The organism is Moorena sp. SIO3A2 (genome assembly GCF_010672265.1).
GTDB lineage: Bacteria > Cyanobacteriota > Cyanobacteriia > Cyanobacteriales > Coleofasciculaceae > Moorena > Moorena producens.
On the sequence record NZ_JAAHHC010000022.1, the window covers coordinates 18,378 to 37,535 of the forward strand.

At 43.7% G+C, this 19,158-nt stretch carries 17 protein-coding genes; 10 read left to right on the top strand and 7 right to left on the bottom strand.

The genetic code is table 11. From position 1 onward, the window contains the following. Positions 1–78 precede the first annotated feature (78 nt). Both F6K64_RS22650 and malQ read left to right on the top strand, forming a co-directional pair. The gene (locus F6K64_RS22650) at positions 79–1,278 is read left to right on the top strand and encodes an RNA-guided endonuclease InsQ/TnpB family protein (RefSeq protein ID WP_008177671.1); all 1,200 of its coding nucleotides are present in this window, start codon (positions 79–81) and stop codon (positions 1,276–1,278) included. A 330-nt stretch (positions 1,279–1,608) separates the two neighbouring features. Continuing rightward, entirely contained in the window at positions 1,609–3,117 is a 1,509-nt protein-coding gene (malQ, locus tag F6K64_RS22655; RefSeq protein WP_044491801.1) for a 4-alpha-glucanotransferase, read from the top strand. A 422-nt stretch (positions 3,118–3,539) separates the two neighbouring features. Here the strand turns inward: malQ and F6K64_RS22660 are convergent, their stop codons facing one another. Both F6K64_RS22660 and F6K64_RS22665 read right to left on the bottom strand, forming a co-directional pair. Beyond that, positions 3,540–4,328, bottom strand: a complete 789-nt coding sequence (locus tag F6K64_RS22660; protein WP_008177680.1) for a helix-turn-helix domain-containing protein — start codon at positions 4,326–4,328, stop codon at positions 3,540–3,542. 31 nt (positions 4,329–4,359) lie between these two features. Next, the gene (locus F6K64_RS22665; protein WP_008177683.1) at positions 4,360–5,115 is read right to left on the bottom strand and encodes a pseudouridine synthase; all 756 of its coding nucleotides are present in this window, start codon (positions 5,113–5,115) and stop codon (positions 4,360–4,362) included. A 147-nt stretch (positions 5,116–5,262) separates the two neighbouring features. On the opposite strand from F6K64_RS22665, the gene F6K64_RS22670 reads away from it, so the two are divergent. The 6 genes from F6K64_RS22670 to F6K64_RS22695 all read left to right on the top strand — a co-directional run bounded on the left by F6K64_RS22670 (position 5,263) and on the right by F6K64_RS22695 (position 10,855). Further along, positions 5,263–5,997 carry an LmeA family phospholipid-binding protein gene (locus F6K64_RS22670; protein ID WP_008177685.1) on the top strand — a complete coding sequence of 245 codons (735 nt, stop codon included), beginning with the start codon at positions 5,263–5,265 and terminating at the stop codon, positions 5,995–5,997. Positions 5,998–6,349: 352 nt separating this feature from the next. Further along, positions 6,350–6,697: a slr0373 family blue light stress response protein gene (locus F6K64_RS22675; RefSeq protein WP_008177686.1), complete on the top strand. Its 348-nt coding sequence runs from the start codon at positions 6,350–6,352 to the stop codon at positions 6,695–6,697. Between the two features lie 117 nt (positions 6,698–6,814). Next, entirely contained in the window at positions 6,815–8,341 is a 1,527-nt protein-coding gene (gene ycf46 / locus F6K64_RS22680) for a stress-responsive protein Ycf46 (RefSeq protein ID WP_008177688.1), read from the top strand. A 152-nt stretch (positions 8,342–8,493) separates the two neighbouring features. Further along, positions 8,494–8,847, top strand: coding sequence for a DUF1257 domain-containing protein (locus F6K64_RS22685; RefSeq protein WP_008177691.1), 354 nt, complete (start codon positions 8,494–8,496; stop codon positions 8,845–8,847). 365 nt (positions 8,848–9,212) lie between these two features. After that, entirely contained in the window at positions 9,213–9,539 is a 327-nt protein-coding gene (locus tag F6K64_RS22690) for a thioredoxin family protein (protein WP_008177692.1), read from the top strand. A gap of 89 nt (positions 9,540–9,628) precedes the next feature. Next, positions 9,629–10,855 carry an LL-diaminopimelate aminotransferase gene (locus tag F6K64_RS22695; protein ID WP_008177694.1) on the top strand — a complete coding sequence of 409 codons (1,227 nt, stop codon included), beginning with the start codon at positions 9,629–9,631 and terminating at the stop codon, positions 10,853–10,855. Between the two features lie 173 nt (positions 10,856–11,028). Here the strand turns inward: F6K64_RS22695 and F6K64_RS22700 are convergent, their stop codons facing one another. After that, positions 11,029–11,244 carry a hypothetical protein gene (locus tag F6K64_RS22700; RefSeq protein ID WP_008177697.1) on the bottom strand — a complete coding sequence of 72 codons (216 nt, stop codon included), beginning with the start codon at positions 11,242–11,244 and terminating at the stop codon, positions 11,029–11,031. Positions 11,245–11,941: 697 nt separating this feature from the next. Between F6K64_RS22700 and gatB the strand changes: the two genes are divergently transcribed. Both gatB and argJ read left to right on the top strand, forming a co-directional pair. After that, positions 11,942–13,429 (top strand): Asp-tRNA(Asn)/Glu-tRNA(Gln) amidotransferase subunit GatB, encoded by a 1,488-nt coding sequence (gene gatB, locus F6K64_RS22705; protein ID WP_008177699.1) that lies wholly within the window; start codon positions 11,942–11,944, stop codon positions 13,427–13,429. Between the two features lie 314 nt (positions 13,430–13,743). Beyond that, complete coding sequence (gene argJ / locus F6K64_RS22710; protein ID WP_044491804.1) at positions 13,744–14,985, top strand: bifunctional ornithine acetyltransferase/N-acetylglutamate synthase; 1,242 nt, start codon at positions 13,744–13,746, stop codon at positions 14,983–14,985. Between the two features lie 302 nt (positions 14,986–15,287). Here argJ and F6K64_RS22715 read toward each other — a convergent pair whose 3' ends face one another. The 4 genes from F6K64_RS22715 to F6K64_RS22730 form a co-directional block, all read right to left on the bottom strand. Then, entirely contained in the window at positions 15,288–16,139 is an 852-nt protein-coding gene (locus F6K64_RS22715) for a DUF547 domain-containing protein (RefSeq protein ID WP_008177703.1), read from the bottom strand. A gap of 179 nt (positions 16,140–16,318) precedes the next feature. After that, on the bottom strand, positions 16,319–16,498 hold the full coding sequence (locus tag F6K64_RS22720; RefSeq protein WP_008177704.1) for a hypothetical protein: 180 nt from the start codon (positions 16,496–16,498) through the stop codon (positions 16,319–16,321). Next, positions 16,495–18,222, bottom strand: a complete 1,728-nt coding sequence (locus F6K64_RS22725; protein ID WP_193374683.1) for an MptA/MptB family glycosyltransferase — start codon at positions 18,220–18,222, stop codon at positions 16,495–16,497. The genes F6K64_RS22720 and F6K64_RS22725 overlap by 4 nt, the downstream gene beginning before the upstream one ends. A gap of 13 nt (positions 18,223–18,235) precedes the next feature. After that, the gene (locus tag F6K64_RS22730; protein ID WP_008177709.1) at positions 18,236–19,000 is read right to left on the bottom strand and encodes a glycosyltransferase family 2 protein; all 765 of its coding nucleotides are present in this window, start codon (positions 18,998–19,000) and stop codon (positions 18,236–18,238) included. Positions 19,001–19,158 lie beyond the last annotated feature (158 nt).

A 19,158-nucleotide genomic window follows, 5' to 3' on the forward strand; every position in this document is an offset into this window, starting at 1 on the left:
CCCTCATGAATTGCGACCCACAAAAAAAAGAATCCAGAACTTTTGGTGATCCGCATTTGTTTGTTGTAAAATAGGCTGATGATAGTCAGAGAAGCCAAGCTTTTAAACGGGTCTAAGGCACAATACCAAGCAATAGACTCAGCCATAAGAACTGCTCAATTCATTAGAAACAAAGCAGTTAGATTATGGCGCGACGAGCCGGATGTAAATAAGGCTCGTCTGTCTGAGCTGTGTAAAGAACTGGCACGCGCATATCCTTTTGCCAAAAAGTTGAACTCAATGGCGCGTCAGGCATCGGCACAGAGGGCTTGGAATTCAATCTCTAGCTTCTATCGTCGCTGTAGAGAGGGATCCAAAAAGAAAGGTTATCCTCAGTTCAAAAAGCATTCTCGCAACGGCTTTGCCGACGCTGCGCGAACAGTTGAGTATAAAACTACGGGCTGGAAGCTATCAGAGGATTGTTTAACGATTAATTTCACCGATGGTTTTCAAGCAGGTACGTTCTCTCTATTCTGTAATCATGAAACCAGAGAGGACTTATTTAGGCTAAAAATTAATCGGGTGAGAGTGGTTAGACGAGCTGATGGTTATTATGCTCAATTCTGTTTTGATGTTAATCGTAAAGAAGCGGGAAACTATACAGGGAACTTTGTAGGCATTGATTTGGGATTGAAGTATTTCTACAAAGACCAAAACGACAATGGTGCAATATATCCTAAGTATTTAAGAAGAGCACAGAAGCGAATTAAGAAACTACAGCGACGGTTGTCCAGAAAGTTTGTTAAGGGTAAGAAACCTCAATCCAACAACTACCACAAAGCCAGAATTAGACTCGGTAAGGCACATTTGAAGGTTCAAAGACAGCGTAAAGACGAAGTCTTCGCAGCTCTCGGAGCTTGCATCCGAGAGAACGAAGACTGGGCGGTGAAGCTCGCTCGGTGCGTAGTCCACTCTAATGATGTGGTTGTCTACGTTGGCGCTAGCCTGCCGACGCTAGGAGGCATAGACCTAAAGATACAAAACATGGTCAAGAATCATCATCTGGCTCAGTCTATTTCTGATGCTTCGTGGTATCAATTCACTCAATGGTTAGATTATTTTGGCAAGGTTTGGGACAAGACAGTGATTGCTGTTGCCCCTAACTATACCTCCCAAGATTGTTCAAATTGTGGTCATCGAGTGAAGAAATCACTCAGCACTCGAACTCATCAATGCCCTAAATGCAGGGAGCATCCCATTTTTGCCCATAACACTTTCAATTATGTTTTTAAACCCTAGTACTCTCGTTAGTTTGAGCCATGGATTTGCCAAATTGGGATGCTCCCTAAATGCAAGACAGAAATATGTCGGGATACGAATGCGGCATTAAATATTTTAAACAAAGGTATGAACATTCTAGGTGTTGAGTGCAATAACAACAGTACCCTAGGGCATAGGGGATCTGCCGGGGAACCGGGAACGCTTGAGGAGAGTTCGACCGCTGTTGATGAAGAGAAATCTAATTCAATAAGTTGTCTCGATGAATCAAGAATCACTGTCTGTGAGAATCCCGCCCTGTAATCTTTGATTCAGCGCCGGGAGTATGTCAATATTGTTGATCGCTTTTTTATGCCTTTTCCCAGATCTAGTGGTCTTTTGCTCCATCCGACATCCCTACCCAGTCCCTTTGGTATTGGTGACTTAGGTTTACAGGCTTATCAATTCATTGACTTTTTGGCACAAAGCGCCCAGCAATACTGGCAAATCTTGCCCCTTGGTCCGATTGGGTATGGTAACTCTCCCTATGGCTCTTACTCAGCCATGGCAGGCAATCCCCTGCTCATTAGCCCAGAACAATTGCAAAAGCAGGGACTGCTCAAGGATGAAGACTTTGCCAATCTACCAGAGTTTCCCCTCGACTCAGTGGATTATAATCAGGTAATTCAAACCAAGATGCCCCTGTTATACCAAGCTTGCGATCGCTTCCGTGCCAACGCCTCACCCCAACAGCACCATAAATTTACAGAATTTTGTCAAGCAAAAGCCAGCTGGTTGGAAGACTATGCTTTATTTATGGCTGTTCGTGATGTGTTTGACCAGAGTAGCTGGCATACTTGGGAACGAGACATTGCTATGGCTCAACCCAAAGCAGTTGAGTATTGGCGGCAGAAATTGCAAGATGAAATTTATTTCTACAAATACCTACAGTTTGAGTTTTTCTGCCAGTGGTCAGCTCTCACACAGTACGCCAACCATCACCAGATCCAGATTATTGGTGATATTCCAATTTATGTGGCTCACGATAGTGCTGATGTCTGGGCTCATCGGGAAATCTTTGCCATTGATCACGAAACTGGCGAACCCACACTCATGGCTGGGGTGCCTCCGGACTATTTCAGTGCCACAGGTCAGTTGTGGGGTAATCCAGTTTATAACTGGGAACAGTTACAGGCAGATAACTTCCGATGGTGGATACAACGCTTCCAAACCATCTTGGAGTATGTAGACATTGTGCGGATTGACCATTTCCGGGGATTTGAGGCCTACTGGCAAGTCAAGCAAGGAGAAACAACTGCCATCACTGGAGAATGGGTTAAGGCACCAGGAAAAGAATTTTTTGAAGTACTCCAAGACAAGTTGGGCAATTTGCCAATTATTGCGGAAGATTTAGGGATCATCACTTCAGAAGTAGAAGCATTACGCTCACGCTTCCAGTTTCCTGGTATGAAAATTTTACAGTTTGCCTTTAGTGGGGGATCAAGTAACCCTTACTTACCCTTTAACTATATCCAAAACTGTGTGGTTTACACCGGCACCCATGATAATGACACAACAGTGGGTTGGTTTAAAAAACTCTCTGCTGAAGATAAGCAGATTATAATTAATTACTCCGGACCAGTCAGCCAAGAAGGCATCCATTGGGATTTAATCCGATTAGCGCTCAGTAGTATTGCCAACCAAGCAATTATTCCTGTGCAAGATATTTTAGGTCTGGACACAGATGCTCGAATGAATTTTCCGAGTACCGTGGAAGGTAACTGGCAATGGCGCTATCAACCGAATGCGTTGAGTGAAGAATTGGCTAATCGCCTCAAAATCCTCACTCACACTTACGGTCGCGCTCCCAGTTCTGACTAGCAAGCCTAGTTATATTGTATTGGAATAGTTTGAACAATTAATCCTATTAAGTTCATTATTGGTTGTTTATTTTTTGACAAAAATGTTAATTATTAGTTGACAATCTTCAACTCACAATCCTACACAATTCTAGTCTATACAAGGGATTAACTGGACTTTATATAAGTTAAGTGCTATAGCATTTGAATTTGATATGTTCAAATTTAATTGATTAACAAAGGTAACAGGTAACATTAGGAAAGAGAGCCGACAATTGTTTCGTGTTATGGTAAATCAGCATTGGTTTTCATGAATCTATTTTTAATTTTAAATGCTATAGGTTGCGATTTTTTTATTAAAATCTATAGGTTTTTGCCCCCAATTATATGCTTTTTTAATGTTTAAGATTGATGAATTTAATGCTTTTCCCCTAGAAAGCTTGACTACTGGAGAGAGGGTCTAGGTTTAGCGGCAAAGGTTAATGCTTGTACTGCACCAGGAGCCCCCATCTGCTTTGCCTGTTGGTTATTGAACTCAACGATTACATTGCCAGCATCCCCAGCTTTAACAAATAGTTTTTCGTTAGCAACCCAAGTCTTCTGGGTTCCTTCTTCTAGGATGCCTTCATATTTTTTCTTGCCATCTGCCACGATCAGAAGCCAAGATCTACCTTTGAGAGTGATATCCACCTGAACTGGCTTATGTGGACTGGACGGTATCTTGGTTAAGGCTAACTGCGCTTGCGAGTTAGTTTGATCTAAATTACCGGGTGTCGGTAATGATTGAGCTGGAGACAAGTTTGGTTCCTTATCAGTTATTTGTGGCTTAGAAGGGTTGATTAGGACAGATAAGCCACTCACCGAACCAATAACCAAGCCAATGTAGAACAAATAAAGATGAAACGGTCGCAGTTGAGGAATCCAACTGTTACCCCACGAAAGTGTTGACCTTTGTACAGTTACCCCAGTGGGAAAAGCCTTGGCAAACTCGTCTCCATCTAAGCCTAGTGCATCCGCAAAGTGCTTGATAAACCCTTGAACATACACAGCTTCTGGTAATTGGTCTAGCTTGCCTTGCTCTATTGCCCTCAAAAATCGTGCATTAATTCGGGTGCAAGTGGCAATTTCCCCAATGCTTTTAGACTGTTGAGTGCGTAACTGGCACAGGTATGAACCCATTTCTGCCAGCTTCTTCTGTTGTTGTTCCTGCAACGGGACTTTGTTTTCATTCATACACGGTACTCCTCGACATCTGCTGGCATTTTTACTGAACAATGGTGGATTTACTGGTAAGAAAACTCACCTCTACATCATTCAAGGCACGGTAGTCACCACAAGGAAGAATTGGCTCTCCTGGTAGATTTAATTTAATCGGGCCAATAGCAGTACGATGTAGATGAATCACTGGATAGCTTAGCAGTTGAGCAACACGACGGATCTGTCGGTTTCTACCTTCGGTTAAGACCACCTCCAAAAGTGTGGATTGACCCTTACGCTTAAGTACACGGACTTGAGCGGGTAACGTTTTTTTACCCAGCAGATTAACACCTTCACGCCAAGTTTGCAGGACCGATTCTGGGGGATTACCCCGTACCCAAACCTGATACGTCTTAGGTATGTGATGACTAGGATGGGTCAGGCGAAATGTTAGCTCACCATCATTGGTCAGTAGTAATGCACCTGTAGAATCGGCATCCAGCCTTCCTACAGGATGAATCCCCTGACCCTTGGTTAGTTTATCCGGTAATAAGTCAATTACTGTCGGACGATTCCGGGAATCTCGGCAAGTGGAAACTACTCCAGCAGGCTTGTTCAGTAAAAGGTAGATAGATTGAGGTCGCTGATAGGGGTTTATCGGTTTGCCATCCACTTCGATTACATCTGTTTCTGGATCAGCTTTCTGCCCCAAATGTACAGTCGTACCATTTAGGCGCACTTGTCCTGCGGCTATCATCTTCTCGGCTCGACGCCGTGACGCAATACCCCACTGTGAAAGAATTTTTTGTACTCTTTCCTCCATGACCCAACATTTGGCTTGAGCTTTGTCTTCTGGACTATGGTGATGCTGAATTTAGTTTGCCTTATGCTTATAGTGTGCCCAGGAGTTGATTTCCATTAGACAACGACTTCAAAATACTATGTACAAATAGTACAAGAAGGTGTTCTTTTGGTTAAAACTCCGAAAAGCTCGAAGCAAAAGCCAAGCCAGATTATCAGCAAAGTTATTTCCCCAGCGCTACGGCTGTGGCTGCGATCGCAAGTAGAGGAAGTTGCTACATTGCAACTAAGCATTGTGGGACGCGATCGCCAAATCCTGACTGGTTACATTCCTCAGGTTGCCCTTGCTGCCAACCAAGCAGTTTATCAAGGACTGCATCTAACCCAAATTCAGCTCGAAGGCAGTAATATTAAACTTAACCTGGGTCAGATAATTAAGGGTAAACCCCTACGTCTTTTAGAACCAGTTCCCGTAGTGGGTCAGCTATTACTCCTAGAACCAGACCTGCAATCATCTCTTGAAGCACCCTTGTTATCTAACGCTTTGACGGAGTTATTATATACATTCCTTAAATCAGATGATATCATTAAACCCGGTAACGACCCAAAACAGCCACAAATACGCTGGCAAAAGATTAATATCAATATAGGACAGCTGACCTTAAGAGGCATTTCAACTAATCCTGATGTTGGTACCAAGCTGATAGTAATTCGTGCTGGTATCCAACTGGCGACCCCCAACCAACTGGAACTGAACCCCTTGCAAGTTCAGATAGACCCTGATGCCCCCCCGATTAGCTTAGATGGGTTTCTAATAAATTTAGGACCAGAGGTGGAGCTTCTTGAACTTACCCTCACAACTGGACAACTGATATGTCGTGGAGGACTGAAGGTAATGCCTTAGGTGTTAGTCCTTACTTTGTATAGCACTACCCATTCAGATGTTTGACATTCCTAAACTCCGAAACGTAAGTAATCGCTTACTTTTGACTTCTGACTTCGTTCCTTCTCACGCTAAGCGTAGCGCTATAAGACCCGTGGAGATTGTCGTTGGCCTCACCATCGCTACCTTTGAGGGCGCTCCATCCCTTGCCAACTAAATCCTATTCCATATCAATAAGATAACCATCTTCCTTCCGCCCCCTAATATTAAGTAATGTAACAATTATGCCGTCATAGCAGCTTAATGTCTTGACAGCTAGAGAGGAAGCCGATAAGGTTAAATACATACCCGGGTACAACGATATAAAAAATATATGCAAGACAAGCAAAAAGTTACTCTTTATCTTCCACCAGGATTGCACCGTCGGCTCAAAATAAAAGCGGCTGTTGATTCTGAATCAATGTCAGCTATGGTTGAGAGGGCGATTATATTCTACATAGAACACCAAGATGTGGTTGAAGAGGTAGACCAATATGGACAAACCCATCAAGTATACTCCTGTCCTGAGTGTTCTAGTGACTTGGTTCTCTCAGAGGGACAATTAGTTGCTCTGAAAAACCAACCTGGTGTGATATCGGAAGAACTCCCAGTAGAAAAGGTAACAGCGAAAGTATGCTCCATTACCGATTCTCACGGAGAAGAGGAATTGGTTCCTTGTTAAGGTAGCCAAAGTTAAGGTAGACAAATTAATCTACTCCCAGAGCAGACTTAGTTAGCTCAGTGGTTCAGTTGAAGATGTTTGGGCAGTTGTAAGCCGTCTCTAATATTAGGTAGAGTTATGCAAGAAGAGATAAACGTTCTCATTCAAGCTCAATATCCTCTAATCTACCTCGTGACTCCCGAGGAGGAGCGGGCAGAGAGGGCAATAGCAATGATTGCTCAAAGGAAGTCTCAACAGCAACGAGTCTTTGTTTGGACCGTCACTCACGGGATTGTTGAGTATGGTCAATCGCGCCACACCACTCAGCACAATACGGTCTCTCCTGAGGCAGCAGTTCAGTGGGTAATTCAACAAAAAGAACCTGGTATATACATCTTTAAGGACTTACATCCCTTTATCGATGCACCAGCAACTACCCGATGGTTGCGGGATGCGATGGCAAGCTTTAGGGAGGAAGCTAAGAAGTCTCTTAAAAAGTCTATCATCGTAATGTCCCCGGTGCAGCAGATTCCTATTGAGTTGGAAAAGGAAGTGGTCGTGCTTGACTTTCCCCTACCAAACCTTAAGGAACTTAACCAAGTCCTATCCCACCAACTGGATCAGAGCAAAACTCGTCGAACTACTACAGAAACTAGGGAAAAGCTGCTCAAAGCAGCATTAGGCTTGACCCGGGATGAAGCAGAGAAGGTTTATCGCAAAGCCTACGTTAAAGCTGGTCGTCTCACCGAAGCTGAAGTCGATATTGTTCTATCCGAGAAGAAGCAGATCATCCGCCGCAACGGTATCCTAGAGTATATCGAAGAAGATGAAACCCTCGATTCTATAGGAGGGTTAGAGGAACTGAAGCGTTGGCTAAAGCAGCGCTCTAATGCCTTTACAGAGAGGGCGAGAGAATATGGTTTGCCTCAACCGAAGGGAATGTTGATTCTAGGGGTTCCTGGCTGTGGTAAATCTCTGATTGCCAAAACTACGTCTCGTTTATGGGGTCTGCCACTATTGCGCCTGGATATGGGGCGGGTATACGATGGCTCGATGGTAGGGCGCTCGGAAGCCAACCTGCGCAATGCTTTGAAGACGGCAGAATCAATCTCTCCAGCTATTCTCTTCATAGATGAGCTTGATAAGTCGTTTGCTGGTAGCAGTGGTTCTTCTGACTCTGATGGGGGTACTTCAAGTCGAATCTTTGGTTCTTTCCTGACCTGGATGCAAGAAAAAACCTCACCAGTTTTTGTGATGGCGACAGCCAACCGAGTGGAGCGCCTACCAGGAGAATTCCTGCGCAAAGGTCGTTTTGATGAGATATTTTTTGTTGATTTACCCAACACCCAAGAACGCCAGCAAATCTTTGAAATTCACCTGAAAAAGCGGCGTGGAGATATTGACCGCTTTGACATTGAACAGTTAGCTAAGGTTTCTGAAGGTTTTTCTGGGGCTGAGATTGAACAAGCCCTGGTGGCAGCGATGTACGAGGCATTTGCTCAAGACCGGGAGTTTACTCAACTGGATATTATTGCCGCGATTAAATCAACTCAGCCTCTATCGCGCACGATGACAGAGCAGGTTGCAGCCCTGAGGGACTGGGCTAGGCAACGCGCGCGACCTGCTGCATCCTCCGTAGCTGAATATCAGCGTATGGAGTTCTAACAGGCTTTCTCCTGCTCCCAACAGGAGTAAAGGCTAGCAAAAAATTGCTAGCAGTTTGATAAGTAGCCGCTTGTAATTGTTGAGGGCGGCTAGCCATAAAAGTAAAACGCTACGTTGTCCTTTCTCTGATACCTTTTCTGGAGGAAATCCACATGTCTCACTTTAGCACTCTGCGCACTAAAATCACCGATGCCGAAATCCTGAAGACTTCCCTGTGTGACCTGGGAATCAATGTTAAGACAGAAGCTGATGTTCGCGGCTACAATGGTCAACGAGTTCGCGCTGACTTGGTTGCCGTTCTCGAAGGCGAATATGATCTAGGTTGGTCTCGCAACAGTGATGGCACCTTTGACCTGATTGGTGACCTTTGGGGTGTGGCGAAGAAGCACAACCAAACCGAGTTGATCAACTCCATCAACCAGAAGTATGCCGTTAACAAGACCTTGGCAGAAGTCAAGCAGCGTGGCCTAAACAATGCCAACGTTAAGTTGGTGCTACAAAAGTAGTCCATTTAGGCGTTCCCAAGCTCACGGGTTGACCAATTGTATAGCGGGTTAACCCGTTTTTTTGTGCAAATTTTTGTGCAATTGTATAAATTTCGATTTTATAAAAGCCGATAAAGCATAAAGGCTGACAACTCCGACGGCTTGATTAAAACTTCTTTTTCAAGGAAGTTTTAATATTATGCAAACGGTATGATGTTTTCAGTCATAGTAAAATATCCTATACTCAACCTGTCCAGATGCGGCTCTACGCCCATATCGTAACAATTGTTGATAATCCCCCATGCTTGAGCTGGGGGAAAGTTCAAGCAATTAATATATAGATTGTGTCAATGCAGTCTAATCTAGTATTTTGAGGGGATACCGTTGTGAGTAATGTGATTACAATCGAAGATCAAGAGTTTGAAGCCGAAGTTTTAAAAGCCGAGAAGCCAGTACTGGTATACTTTTGGGCAACTTGGTGTGGACCATGCCGCTTAGTATCCTCATCAATAAACTGGGTTGCGGAAAATTATAGCGATCGCTTAAAAGTCATTAAGATGGAAGTAGACCAAAATAAAGATGCCGTTGCCAAGTGCAAGGTAGAGGGTGTCCCTGCTCTAAGACTGTTTAAAAATGGTGAGCTAGCCAAATCCCATGAAGGAGCAATTAGCAAAGCTAAATTGCAGACTATGCTGGATGAGAATTTAAATTAGGGAAGTAAGGGGCAATGGGAGGAATGCCAGCGCAACCGATGGGAAAGACTCGTGCATGAATAGACAAAAGAAAAAGACTAAAGATTAAAATGCAGTTTGCCCAACGTTTACAACCCCTGCAAGCAAATGTATTTGCCGATATGGATCAGGCAAAAGCGTTGGCAGCTGCTGGGAAAGAAATCATTGACCTATCATTAGGGTCTTCCGATTTACCAGCTCCCAAGCATGTGTGTGCTGCGATTGAAGCTTCGTTGTATGATCCCAGCACTCACGGTTACTTGCTGTTTCATGGTACTAAAGCTTTTCGTCAGGCAGCAGCTAGCTGGTATACTAAAAAATTCGGTATTCCGGTTGACCCAGAAACTGAGGTGCTACAACTGATTGGTTCTCAGGAAGGCACAGCTCATTTACCTTTAGCTGTGCTTAATCCAGGGGATTTTGCTCTGCTACAAGACCCAGGCTATCCTTCCCATGCCGGTGGTGTCCACCTAGCCAGTGGTCAGATTTATCCCATGCCCCTATTGGCAGAAAATAATTTTTTGCCTGTATTTGAGGATATCCCCCAGGCAGTGCTAGCTCAAGCACGGATGATGGTGTTGAGTTATCCCCATAATCCCACTACTGCGATCGCACCCTTATCTTTTTTTCAGGAAGCAGTAGCGTTTTGTCAGTGCCATAATCTGGTATTAGTTCACGATTTTCCCTACGTTGATATCGTTTTTGAAGATACCACAGGGAATGGGGAGCAGATCGGGAAAATCCCAGAAAGCCTTAATCCCACCTCTGTTGCTCCCTCAGTTTTGCAAGCAGACCCAGATAAAACTGTATCGATTGAGTTTTTTAGCTTTTCCAAGTCTTACAATATGGGAGGCTTCCGGATTGGCTATGCTATCGGTAATGCTCAAGTGATTCGAGCTTTGCGGCAGGTGAAAGCGGCCATTGACTTTAACCAATACAGGGGGATTCTCAATGGTGCGATCGCAGCGTTGAATGGTTCTCAAGACATTGTTAAACCTGTAGTCACCACCTATCAACAGCGACGGGATACCTTTGTCGATGCTTTAAACCGGATTGGTTGGTCAGTGCCAGTGCCACTAGCCACTATGTATGTCTGGGCAAAATTGCCAGAACCTTGGGCAGGGAACTCAGTGAAATTTTGTACTAGCTTGGTAGAAGCCACTGGGGTTGCTGTTGCTCCAGGAGCTGGTTTTGGCAAGGCTGGTGAAGGCTATGTGCGTTTTGCCTTAGTACAGGAACCAGAAGTTTTGGAAAGAGCAGTGGAGAGAATTTCAGGATTTTTGCAATCTCATCAATAGGTACCTAATACCCTGTCGAATTTAATGTTAAGGGTTAGGGCAAGGTATTAGGAGCAACAGCTCAGAATGAGTTTTTAGTAGGTTAAACCCTAATCAGCTATGGGGCGGCCCTTGAAAACCATAGGTTTACCTACACCCTATGTTATTGCCCGATGTTATTTATTGTTAACGTGTTACAGCACCTGATTAGTATCCTCATTGATAGGCAGATCGAAAACTACTTCAAACTTTGCTTCTGGCATATACCGATCCAAAAATCGGAGATGGTTATCAGCATCCTGACGATTAAAGAACCTAGCAACTGTGTACCTTTGGCATTTAGGCAGTAGACGCATAAGAGCCCAAGGGCGAGTGTAGTCTTCTGTTAGTGGGATTTGTCGATTAGTCATGCTTACCCCTGATTTGACCTAATAAGATCACTGGATGATTGCTTGATGAAAGGCGATCACAGGCTGATATGCGTTCGCTGAAAGCGGGACGCGCGTCCATCGCCTAGCTTATGAAAGACCTTTGTTTTCTGTCGAATCTTTAGTCACATTAATCTAAAATCGCTGACTAAAAAACAGCCGGGTGATCTGGACATTAAGATGATTCTGTGATATCGCTACACTCCTGATCACGACAGGGAAAGATGATGAGCTGATTGCGGTGCGACCCCGGTCGGGTTTCCCGACAAGGGTGAACGCGCACCAAGAGAAAAGCTCACCTATTAACAGAGCTGTCCGCCGTAACCCACCAATATTCACCAAGTAATCGCTGTCTTAAGATTTACTTTATAAACAGTCTCTAATTTTCATCAGCTAGCCTAGCCATTAAACGTAAGTATTTAGTTAAAAAAAGCCCTTTAACATTACACTTACGACATTATAGCGTAAGACACATTTGCTATAATAATGGTATGTAAAAAGGTCGAACAATTACCAAGCTGGAAACATCAAAAGTTACCTAAAAATTGTTAACTTGAATCCTGCCAGTAATTGCAATGATTGACGCTGTAGCTAATGAAATAGTGTACATTAATGGGAATAGTGGACAAAAAATGCCCTAAGTTCCATCAATAAACTTAACCCTTAATCATAACATCCAATGACTACTGCTGCACCAGCTAAAACTCAATACGAAGCAATCATTGGTTTAGAAACCCATTGTCAGCTTAGTACCGAAACCAAGATTTTTTCTAACTCTTCCACAAAATTTGGTGCTACCCCTAATACCAATATTGACCCAATTTGTATGGGGATGCCAGGGGTGTTACCGGTTCTGAATCAAAAGGTACTAGAGTATGCTGTCAAAGCGGGTTTAGCACTCAATTGCCAGATTGCTCCCTACAGCAAATTTGACCGGAAACAGTATTTTTATCCTGACCTACCCAAAAACTACCAGATTTCCCAATACGACTTGCCCATTGCTGAGCATGGCTCACTGGAAATTGAAGTGTCCGATGATGACGGTAATCCTATCCGTAAAACGATTGGCATCACTCGCCTACACATGGAGGAAGATGCAGGGAAACTGGTTCATGCTGGTAGTGACCGACTGGCTGGTTCTACCTACTCCCTAGTAGATTTCAACCGTGCTGGGGTACCCCTGATTGAAATAGTATCAGAACCGGATCTGCGCTCTGGTCAAGAGGCAGCAGAATACGCTCAAGAGCTGCGTCGGATTGTACGCTACATCGGTGTCAGTGATGGCAACATGCAAGAAGGGTCCCTGCGTTGTGATGTCAATATCTCTGTACGTCCTGTGGGTCAAAAGGAGTTTGGCACCAAAGTTGAAATCAAAAATATGAACTCCTTCAATGCTATCCAGAAGGCGATTGAGTACGAAATTGACCGGCAAATCGCAGCTGTGGAAGCTGGAAAATCGATTATTCAAGAAACTCGCCTTTGGGAAGAGGGTAGTCAACGCACCATTAGTATGCGGACTAAGGAAGGATCTAGCGATTACCGCTATTTTCCTGAACCTGACTTACCACCGATTGAAGTGTCAACGGAACAATTAGAGCAATGGCGCAGTGAGCTAGCAGAACTTCCTGCCCAGAAGCGGCATCGTTATGAAAGTGAACTGGGACTTTCTGCCTATGATGCCCGGGTGTTGACGGATGATCGTCAAGTGGCAGAGTATTTTGAAACAAGTGTTGCTGCTAATGCTAATCCCAAACAAGCCGCAAATTGGGTAATGGGAGATATTGCTGCTTATCTTAAGACTGAGAAACTGGCTATTACAGAGATTGCTCTGAAACCCAATACTCTGGCAGAACTGATTAACTTGATTGATGATGACACCATTAGTGGTAAGATTGCCAAGGAGATTTTGCCAGAATTACTGTCTCAAGGTGGTTCTGCTAGGGAACTGGTGGAACGTAAGGGTTTGATTAAGATCTCTGACCCGGATCAACTCTCAACCATTATTGATGAGGTACTGGCTGCCAATCCTAAGAAACTCGAACAGTATCGCAATGGTAAGACCAAGCTGCAAGGTTTCTTTGTGGGACAGGTGATGAAGAAAACTAGCGGACGAGCTGATCCTAAGCTGACTAACCAAATTTTGGGCAAGAAGCTCAAGGGTGATTGAGGTAACGGGCTTGCCAGCTGTTGCTGATCACCAATCACTAATGACCAATCACAAATAACAAATAACAAAGAAAAGGAGAGTCACTGTCGTGACCCTCCCGATCATCAGGGTGCATCTACATATCAAAATATACACTATTTTGTATGAGGGGTGTAACCCCTTTTTTTGTTTTTTTGTAAAGTTTTGAGATTTTATAGCAATTCTGGAAATTACGGCTACACATCAAGCTACAGATCAATACCCTTGGTGCGTAAGTCCAGAAGACTTGGTATAATCCCGGATTGGGCATGAATTATGGTTTAAATGGAGGAATCATGTCGGACTGGCAAGAGATTAGTGGTGGGATAACAGCTCCCAGGGGCTATCAGGCAGCAGGCATTACCGCAGGTTTAAAACCTTCGGGTCAGCCAGACTTAGGGTTGATATTATCAGAGGTGGATGCGATCGCAGCTGGGGTGTTCACCACCAGTCATGTCCGGGCTGCTTGTGTAGATTATTGCCGTCAACGCTTACAAGCTAAAGCTAGTGCTCGTGCTATTTTGTGTAATGCTGGACAAGCCAATGCAGCAACGGGTGAGCAGGGTTGGCAGGATGCTCTAGCTAGTGCTAAAGCTTTGGGTGAAGCACTCAATGTTTCTCCTAATTCGATTTTGTTGGCATCGACAGGGGTGATTGGTCAACGTATCAAGATGGATGCTCTATTGTCAGGAATTCCCCAATTGGTAGCACAAGCATCCGAAACTGGTTCCGATGCAGCAGCTCAAGCGATTATTACCACGGATTTAGTCACTAAATCCATTGCTATGGAAACCATGATTGATGACCGTCCGGTCAGGATTGGTGGTATGGCTAAGGGATCTGGTATGATTCATCCCAACATGGCGACTATGCTAGCATTTGTAACTTGTGATGCTGCAGTTTCTACTTCCCTGTGGCAAGAGATGTTACAGCGGGCAGCGGATAAAAGTTTTAATCAAATTACGGTAGATGGGGATACCAGCACCAATGACACTCTAATTGCCTTGGCTAATGGTCAGTCCCGAACATCAGCAATTACAGAAATGGGACCAGCAGCTCAGAAGTTGGAGGGGATGCTGACAGCAGTATGTCAGCATTTGGCAAAAGCGATCGCACGGGATGGAGAAGGGGCAACCTGTTTGATTGAAGTCCAAGTCACTGGCGCACCGGATGATAAAGGGGCTCGTCAAATTGCTAAGACGATTGTTGGGTCATCCTTGGTCAAGTCTGCCATCTTTGGACGAGACCCAAACTGGGGCAGAATTGCCGCAGCCGCTGGCCGTGCAGGAGTACCCTTTGAGCAAGAAAACCTGCGGATTCAGTTAGGGGATGTGTTGCTGATGGAAAATGGTCAACCCTTAGGGTTTGACCGTCAACAGGCTAGTGATTATCTCAAGCAGGCTGCTGCTGGTGCTTATCTTAAAGAAGATACGGTTTTAATTCAGATTAATGTGGGCAATGGTCATGGTGTTGGTCAGGCTTGGGGTTGTGATTTGAGTTATGACTATGTCCGGATTAATGCGGAATATACCACTTGATTAGCCTTGTTACCAAAGACGTCTTAAAAAATAACAAACCATAACAAATCCTGATAGCAAAGGGAACAGGGAACAAAAATTATCACAATTCCTACACGGATACCGATAATGATTAATCAATAAACCGGTTAATTGGTTATTGTTTATTGGTTAAGCTGTCCCGCATTTAAACTGCCTTTTATTAAATCAGGAAACCACCCCTGAAACTCTTGTCAATTCTGCATTCTGCATTCTGCATTCTGCATTCTGCATTCTGCATTCTGCATTCTACCTTGCTGTTAGGCATAAAAATTCCTAACAGCTTATTGTTTATTCAAAGACCAATCATAGTTCAGATATTTTATCTTGTAATTCCCCCGCTCAAGATACTCCTGATCCTCTGGACTAAGGTAGTTACTGATAAAGTTTAACACCGCCCGTTGATTGGCGTTACCAGTAAATTTGTCATCGACACCATAGGTTTTTTTCCAATCTTCCCCAAACCACTTAAAGATGGAAGAAAGATATACGCTACCTTCTTGACGGTCAATACGAAAGCCATGGGGACTAACTAGAAAATTCTGTGTCTGGTCATCCAGTTGCTGATCGATTTTTTCCCCAGTATAAGGTTCGTTTCTTAAGGGAGGACAACTGATAGCGGCGCAAACTAAAGCCATATGAATTCGGGGTTCGTTGAATTCCGCACGCAGTGTCTTGTGTTCAATATTATCTAAGGTTTTAGATTCTCCAGTAATGTTGAATTCGCGTCCTTTCCAGACTCCTTTAATATCCCGAATACTCTTTTTGAGCGGGTTTTGGTCAATAATGGATTCTAGAGTAAAGGAGTTGTAAGCATTTATCAGAAAAGCAATTTTTTCTGCTTCATCCCAAGACTGATAGGTGCTAGGCTCAACAGCACCTAAGGAGGCATTAAATGTCTCCAGCTGCTCTGGATTTTGCTGCAATTTTTGGTAATTAACTAGCGCTTTATTGTTGACATGGGTTTTTAGGACAGTAGCATAGTCGTCATAATTCAATAGAGTTGTGTCAGAGCCTCTATTTACTTGTACTTGGGACTCTTTTGCTGGTGCTTTATTTATCGGTACGGAAAGTGTACAACTTGTCAGGATAATCAGGGTTGGAACTAGGGTTAGTAATCTCTTGGATGTATTCATAGTAATTCAGATGACTTAGCTGATAAGATGCTTGACCTGTAAGCATTCAGCCGTCAGCCGTCAGCCGTCAGCCGTCAGCCGTCAGCCGTCAGCCGTCAGCTAATGTAACTCAGATTAAAGCAATGCTTACCTGTTTTATTCAAAAGATGTAACTCAGATTAAAGCAATGCTTACCTGTTTTATTCAAAAGCTGATAGCACCTCAAGAAGCGTGCGCGTAGCGCTAATCGCTGATAGCTGATAGCTGATAGCTGATAGCTGATAGCTGATAGCTGATAGCTGATAGCTGATAGCTGATAGCTGATAGCTGATAGCTGATAGCTTACCTTGACCTAGGCAATTTTGATTAAAGCTAATCAATCTGAGTTTTGGTTGAGAGCAACATTAGGATTGCGGTAATGGGTCCACAACCAACCCAAAACAAAGGGTAACCATAAACACCATCGCTCCTGAGGAGTTAGATACCAGCTGTAGTTACCTAAAGCCATGCGATGCTGAAGTACAAAGTAAATAAAAGCAGAGATACTGACTAAACGTACTCCCAGATTCCGATAAGGAACAGCAAAAGGAATTATCCAAGTGAAGTACCAAGCATGGATAATCGGAGATAGGATTAGCAGGGAAAAAAAGTACCATTCGGTGAATTGTTGAAAATTGCGCGATCGCAAAATTAGCCAACTTACCGTTAAGCCTAGGGGAAAAGCATAAATCCAATTAACCCAGCGAGAGGGTTCCCAATATTCGCTAACAATATAAGGAATCAATTCCGCACTGCGACCATGGGACACAAACACTGATCCAGTAGGAATCAAAGGACATTCTCCACTAGAGCAAAATTGGAGAGCAGTGATGCCAAAAGGTAAGAAACCGCACAATAGCACTACTATTGCTAGTTTTACCCCTACTTTTCGGAAAGCTTGCCAGGTCAGAAACCCTAAAATTGGCAAAGACATCCACTTCACTGCCATACTAATTCCTACCAGCAAAGCCGAAGCAATCCAGTGCCACCAGGTCAGGGAGTGATCCGATGAAGACATCAATGGGTTAGGAAATGAGGATTTTTCTGCTACTGTTCCAATCTCCAACTTTTCCTCTATTTCTGTTATTTCTGTCTGCCTTAAACTCTCTGTTTTTCGGTCAAAGACTAACCAAGCTGCAACTAGGGGGAAAACAAACCAACTGTCGTAATGAGCACCACCAGCAAAGGAGTAAATTATTAAAGGATTCCAGGCATAGAAAATTGCCTGGTGATAACCAAATCGACGACTGAGTAACCAACAGATTAATAAGTCAGCTAAGATAAATGCAATTTTGAATAACCAAACCTTAAGGTCAATCAGCGCTAACATCCGAAAACCTAATTGCGCTACTGGTGGATAGATAGCAGAAACAGTAGGATGATTGATTAGTGACCACCATTCCGTATGGTAGGGAATCAGTTCAGTAGCATTAGGTGGCAAATGGTATGGACTAAACCCTAATGTTTGAATATACCCTTCCCATAGATAGCGCCATACATCATCTCCAGGATACATTGGTAGCAGTAGCAGCCTGCTGAGGATAGTAGTACTCCAAAAATTTAGTCCTGAGTGCTGAGTTTTGAGTTTTCGTAAGTACTTTATACTAAGAGATTTAGAGGTTGTCTGAGAAGTATCATTTGCTACATTAAAGCCCCCTAAATCCCCCAATTTTGGGGGACTTTTGCCATCAAATTGGATTCTAGTCCCCCCCAAATTTGGGGGGCTAGGGGGGCGAAATTCAGTATCAAAAAACTTTTCAGATATCCTCTTAGTAAATCCTTTGTAGACTCCTTGCCAAAGTCTGGTCTTGATACTGTTGTTGTTAATTCTGTTGTTAATTCTTTTTGCTTGTTGGGAAATCCCAAGTTTACTGTTGCTAACTTCCGCAGGATATCTAGTATAGACGCTTAATCCCCAAGACAACAGAAAACCTAAGCTAATCACACTGATACCTAACCAAAATCGAGGCACAGCTCCCACCTCTCGGAAATCTCCATGAGGTACAATCAAGATACAACCTAACAACAGGAGTAGAGAACTAAGCCATATATATAGCGTTTTCATTTGAGATGTGAAACTAGGATTGATGGAAATTCCCTATTCCCTTTTCAACACTTCTAGCAATTGTCCCATCTGCGTGGCTAAGCTTAAGGCGACGTAGATATAGACGACCTAAAGTCATCAAAATTATTGTTCCTGCTTGGACACTACCAGAAAGGGTACCAGATATTTTCGAGCGTCCCCCTTGTCGGCGACGGTAACCAACAGGAATTTCACAGATTCGCAAACTACATTCAATCGCACGGGCTTGCATTTCTACTGTCCAGCCAAACCCTCTATCTTGCATTTGGATTTCATCCAAAGCTGAACGGCGAATTAGCCGCAATGGTCCTAAATCCTGATACCAGTGTCCCCAACCCCAACCGATCAGGAAGGTAGCTAGCCAGTTGCCAAAATTTTGCACTGGGGTCATCGCGTTACGTCCATCTACTGTGGCGCGGCGGTTACCTAAAATTAGGTCATACTTATTCCTAGCAGCTAGAAACTGGGGTAAATAACTTAAGTCATCACTGCCATCGCCATCACAGAATAATATCCAATTAATATCTCGGTCTAGTTGCTGCAATCCCCGCCAACAGGCTCGACCGTAACCAGGAATAGGCTCACAGATTACCTCGGCACCGGCTTCTTTTGCTTTAATAATACTGTTGTCGGTGCTGCCATTATCGACTACCCGAATATTGTTCAAATTATAGGATTGAAGAGACTTAATTACCCCAGTGATAGTGGTTTCTTCATTGAGAACAGGGATAATTACTAAGATATTGTGGTTATTAGTCATGGTTATAGCGGTTTTTAATTGGGTGAGGTACAAATATTTTGGTTTTAGGGAGTAGGGAGTAGGGAGCAGGTAACAGGTAACAGGTAACAGGTAACAGGGAAAAAATTCTGTTTAACTAATGAGGATATAAACCGCTATATTAGTCATGAGTTATTGCA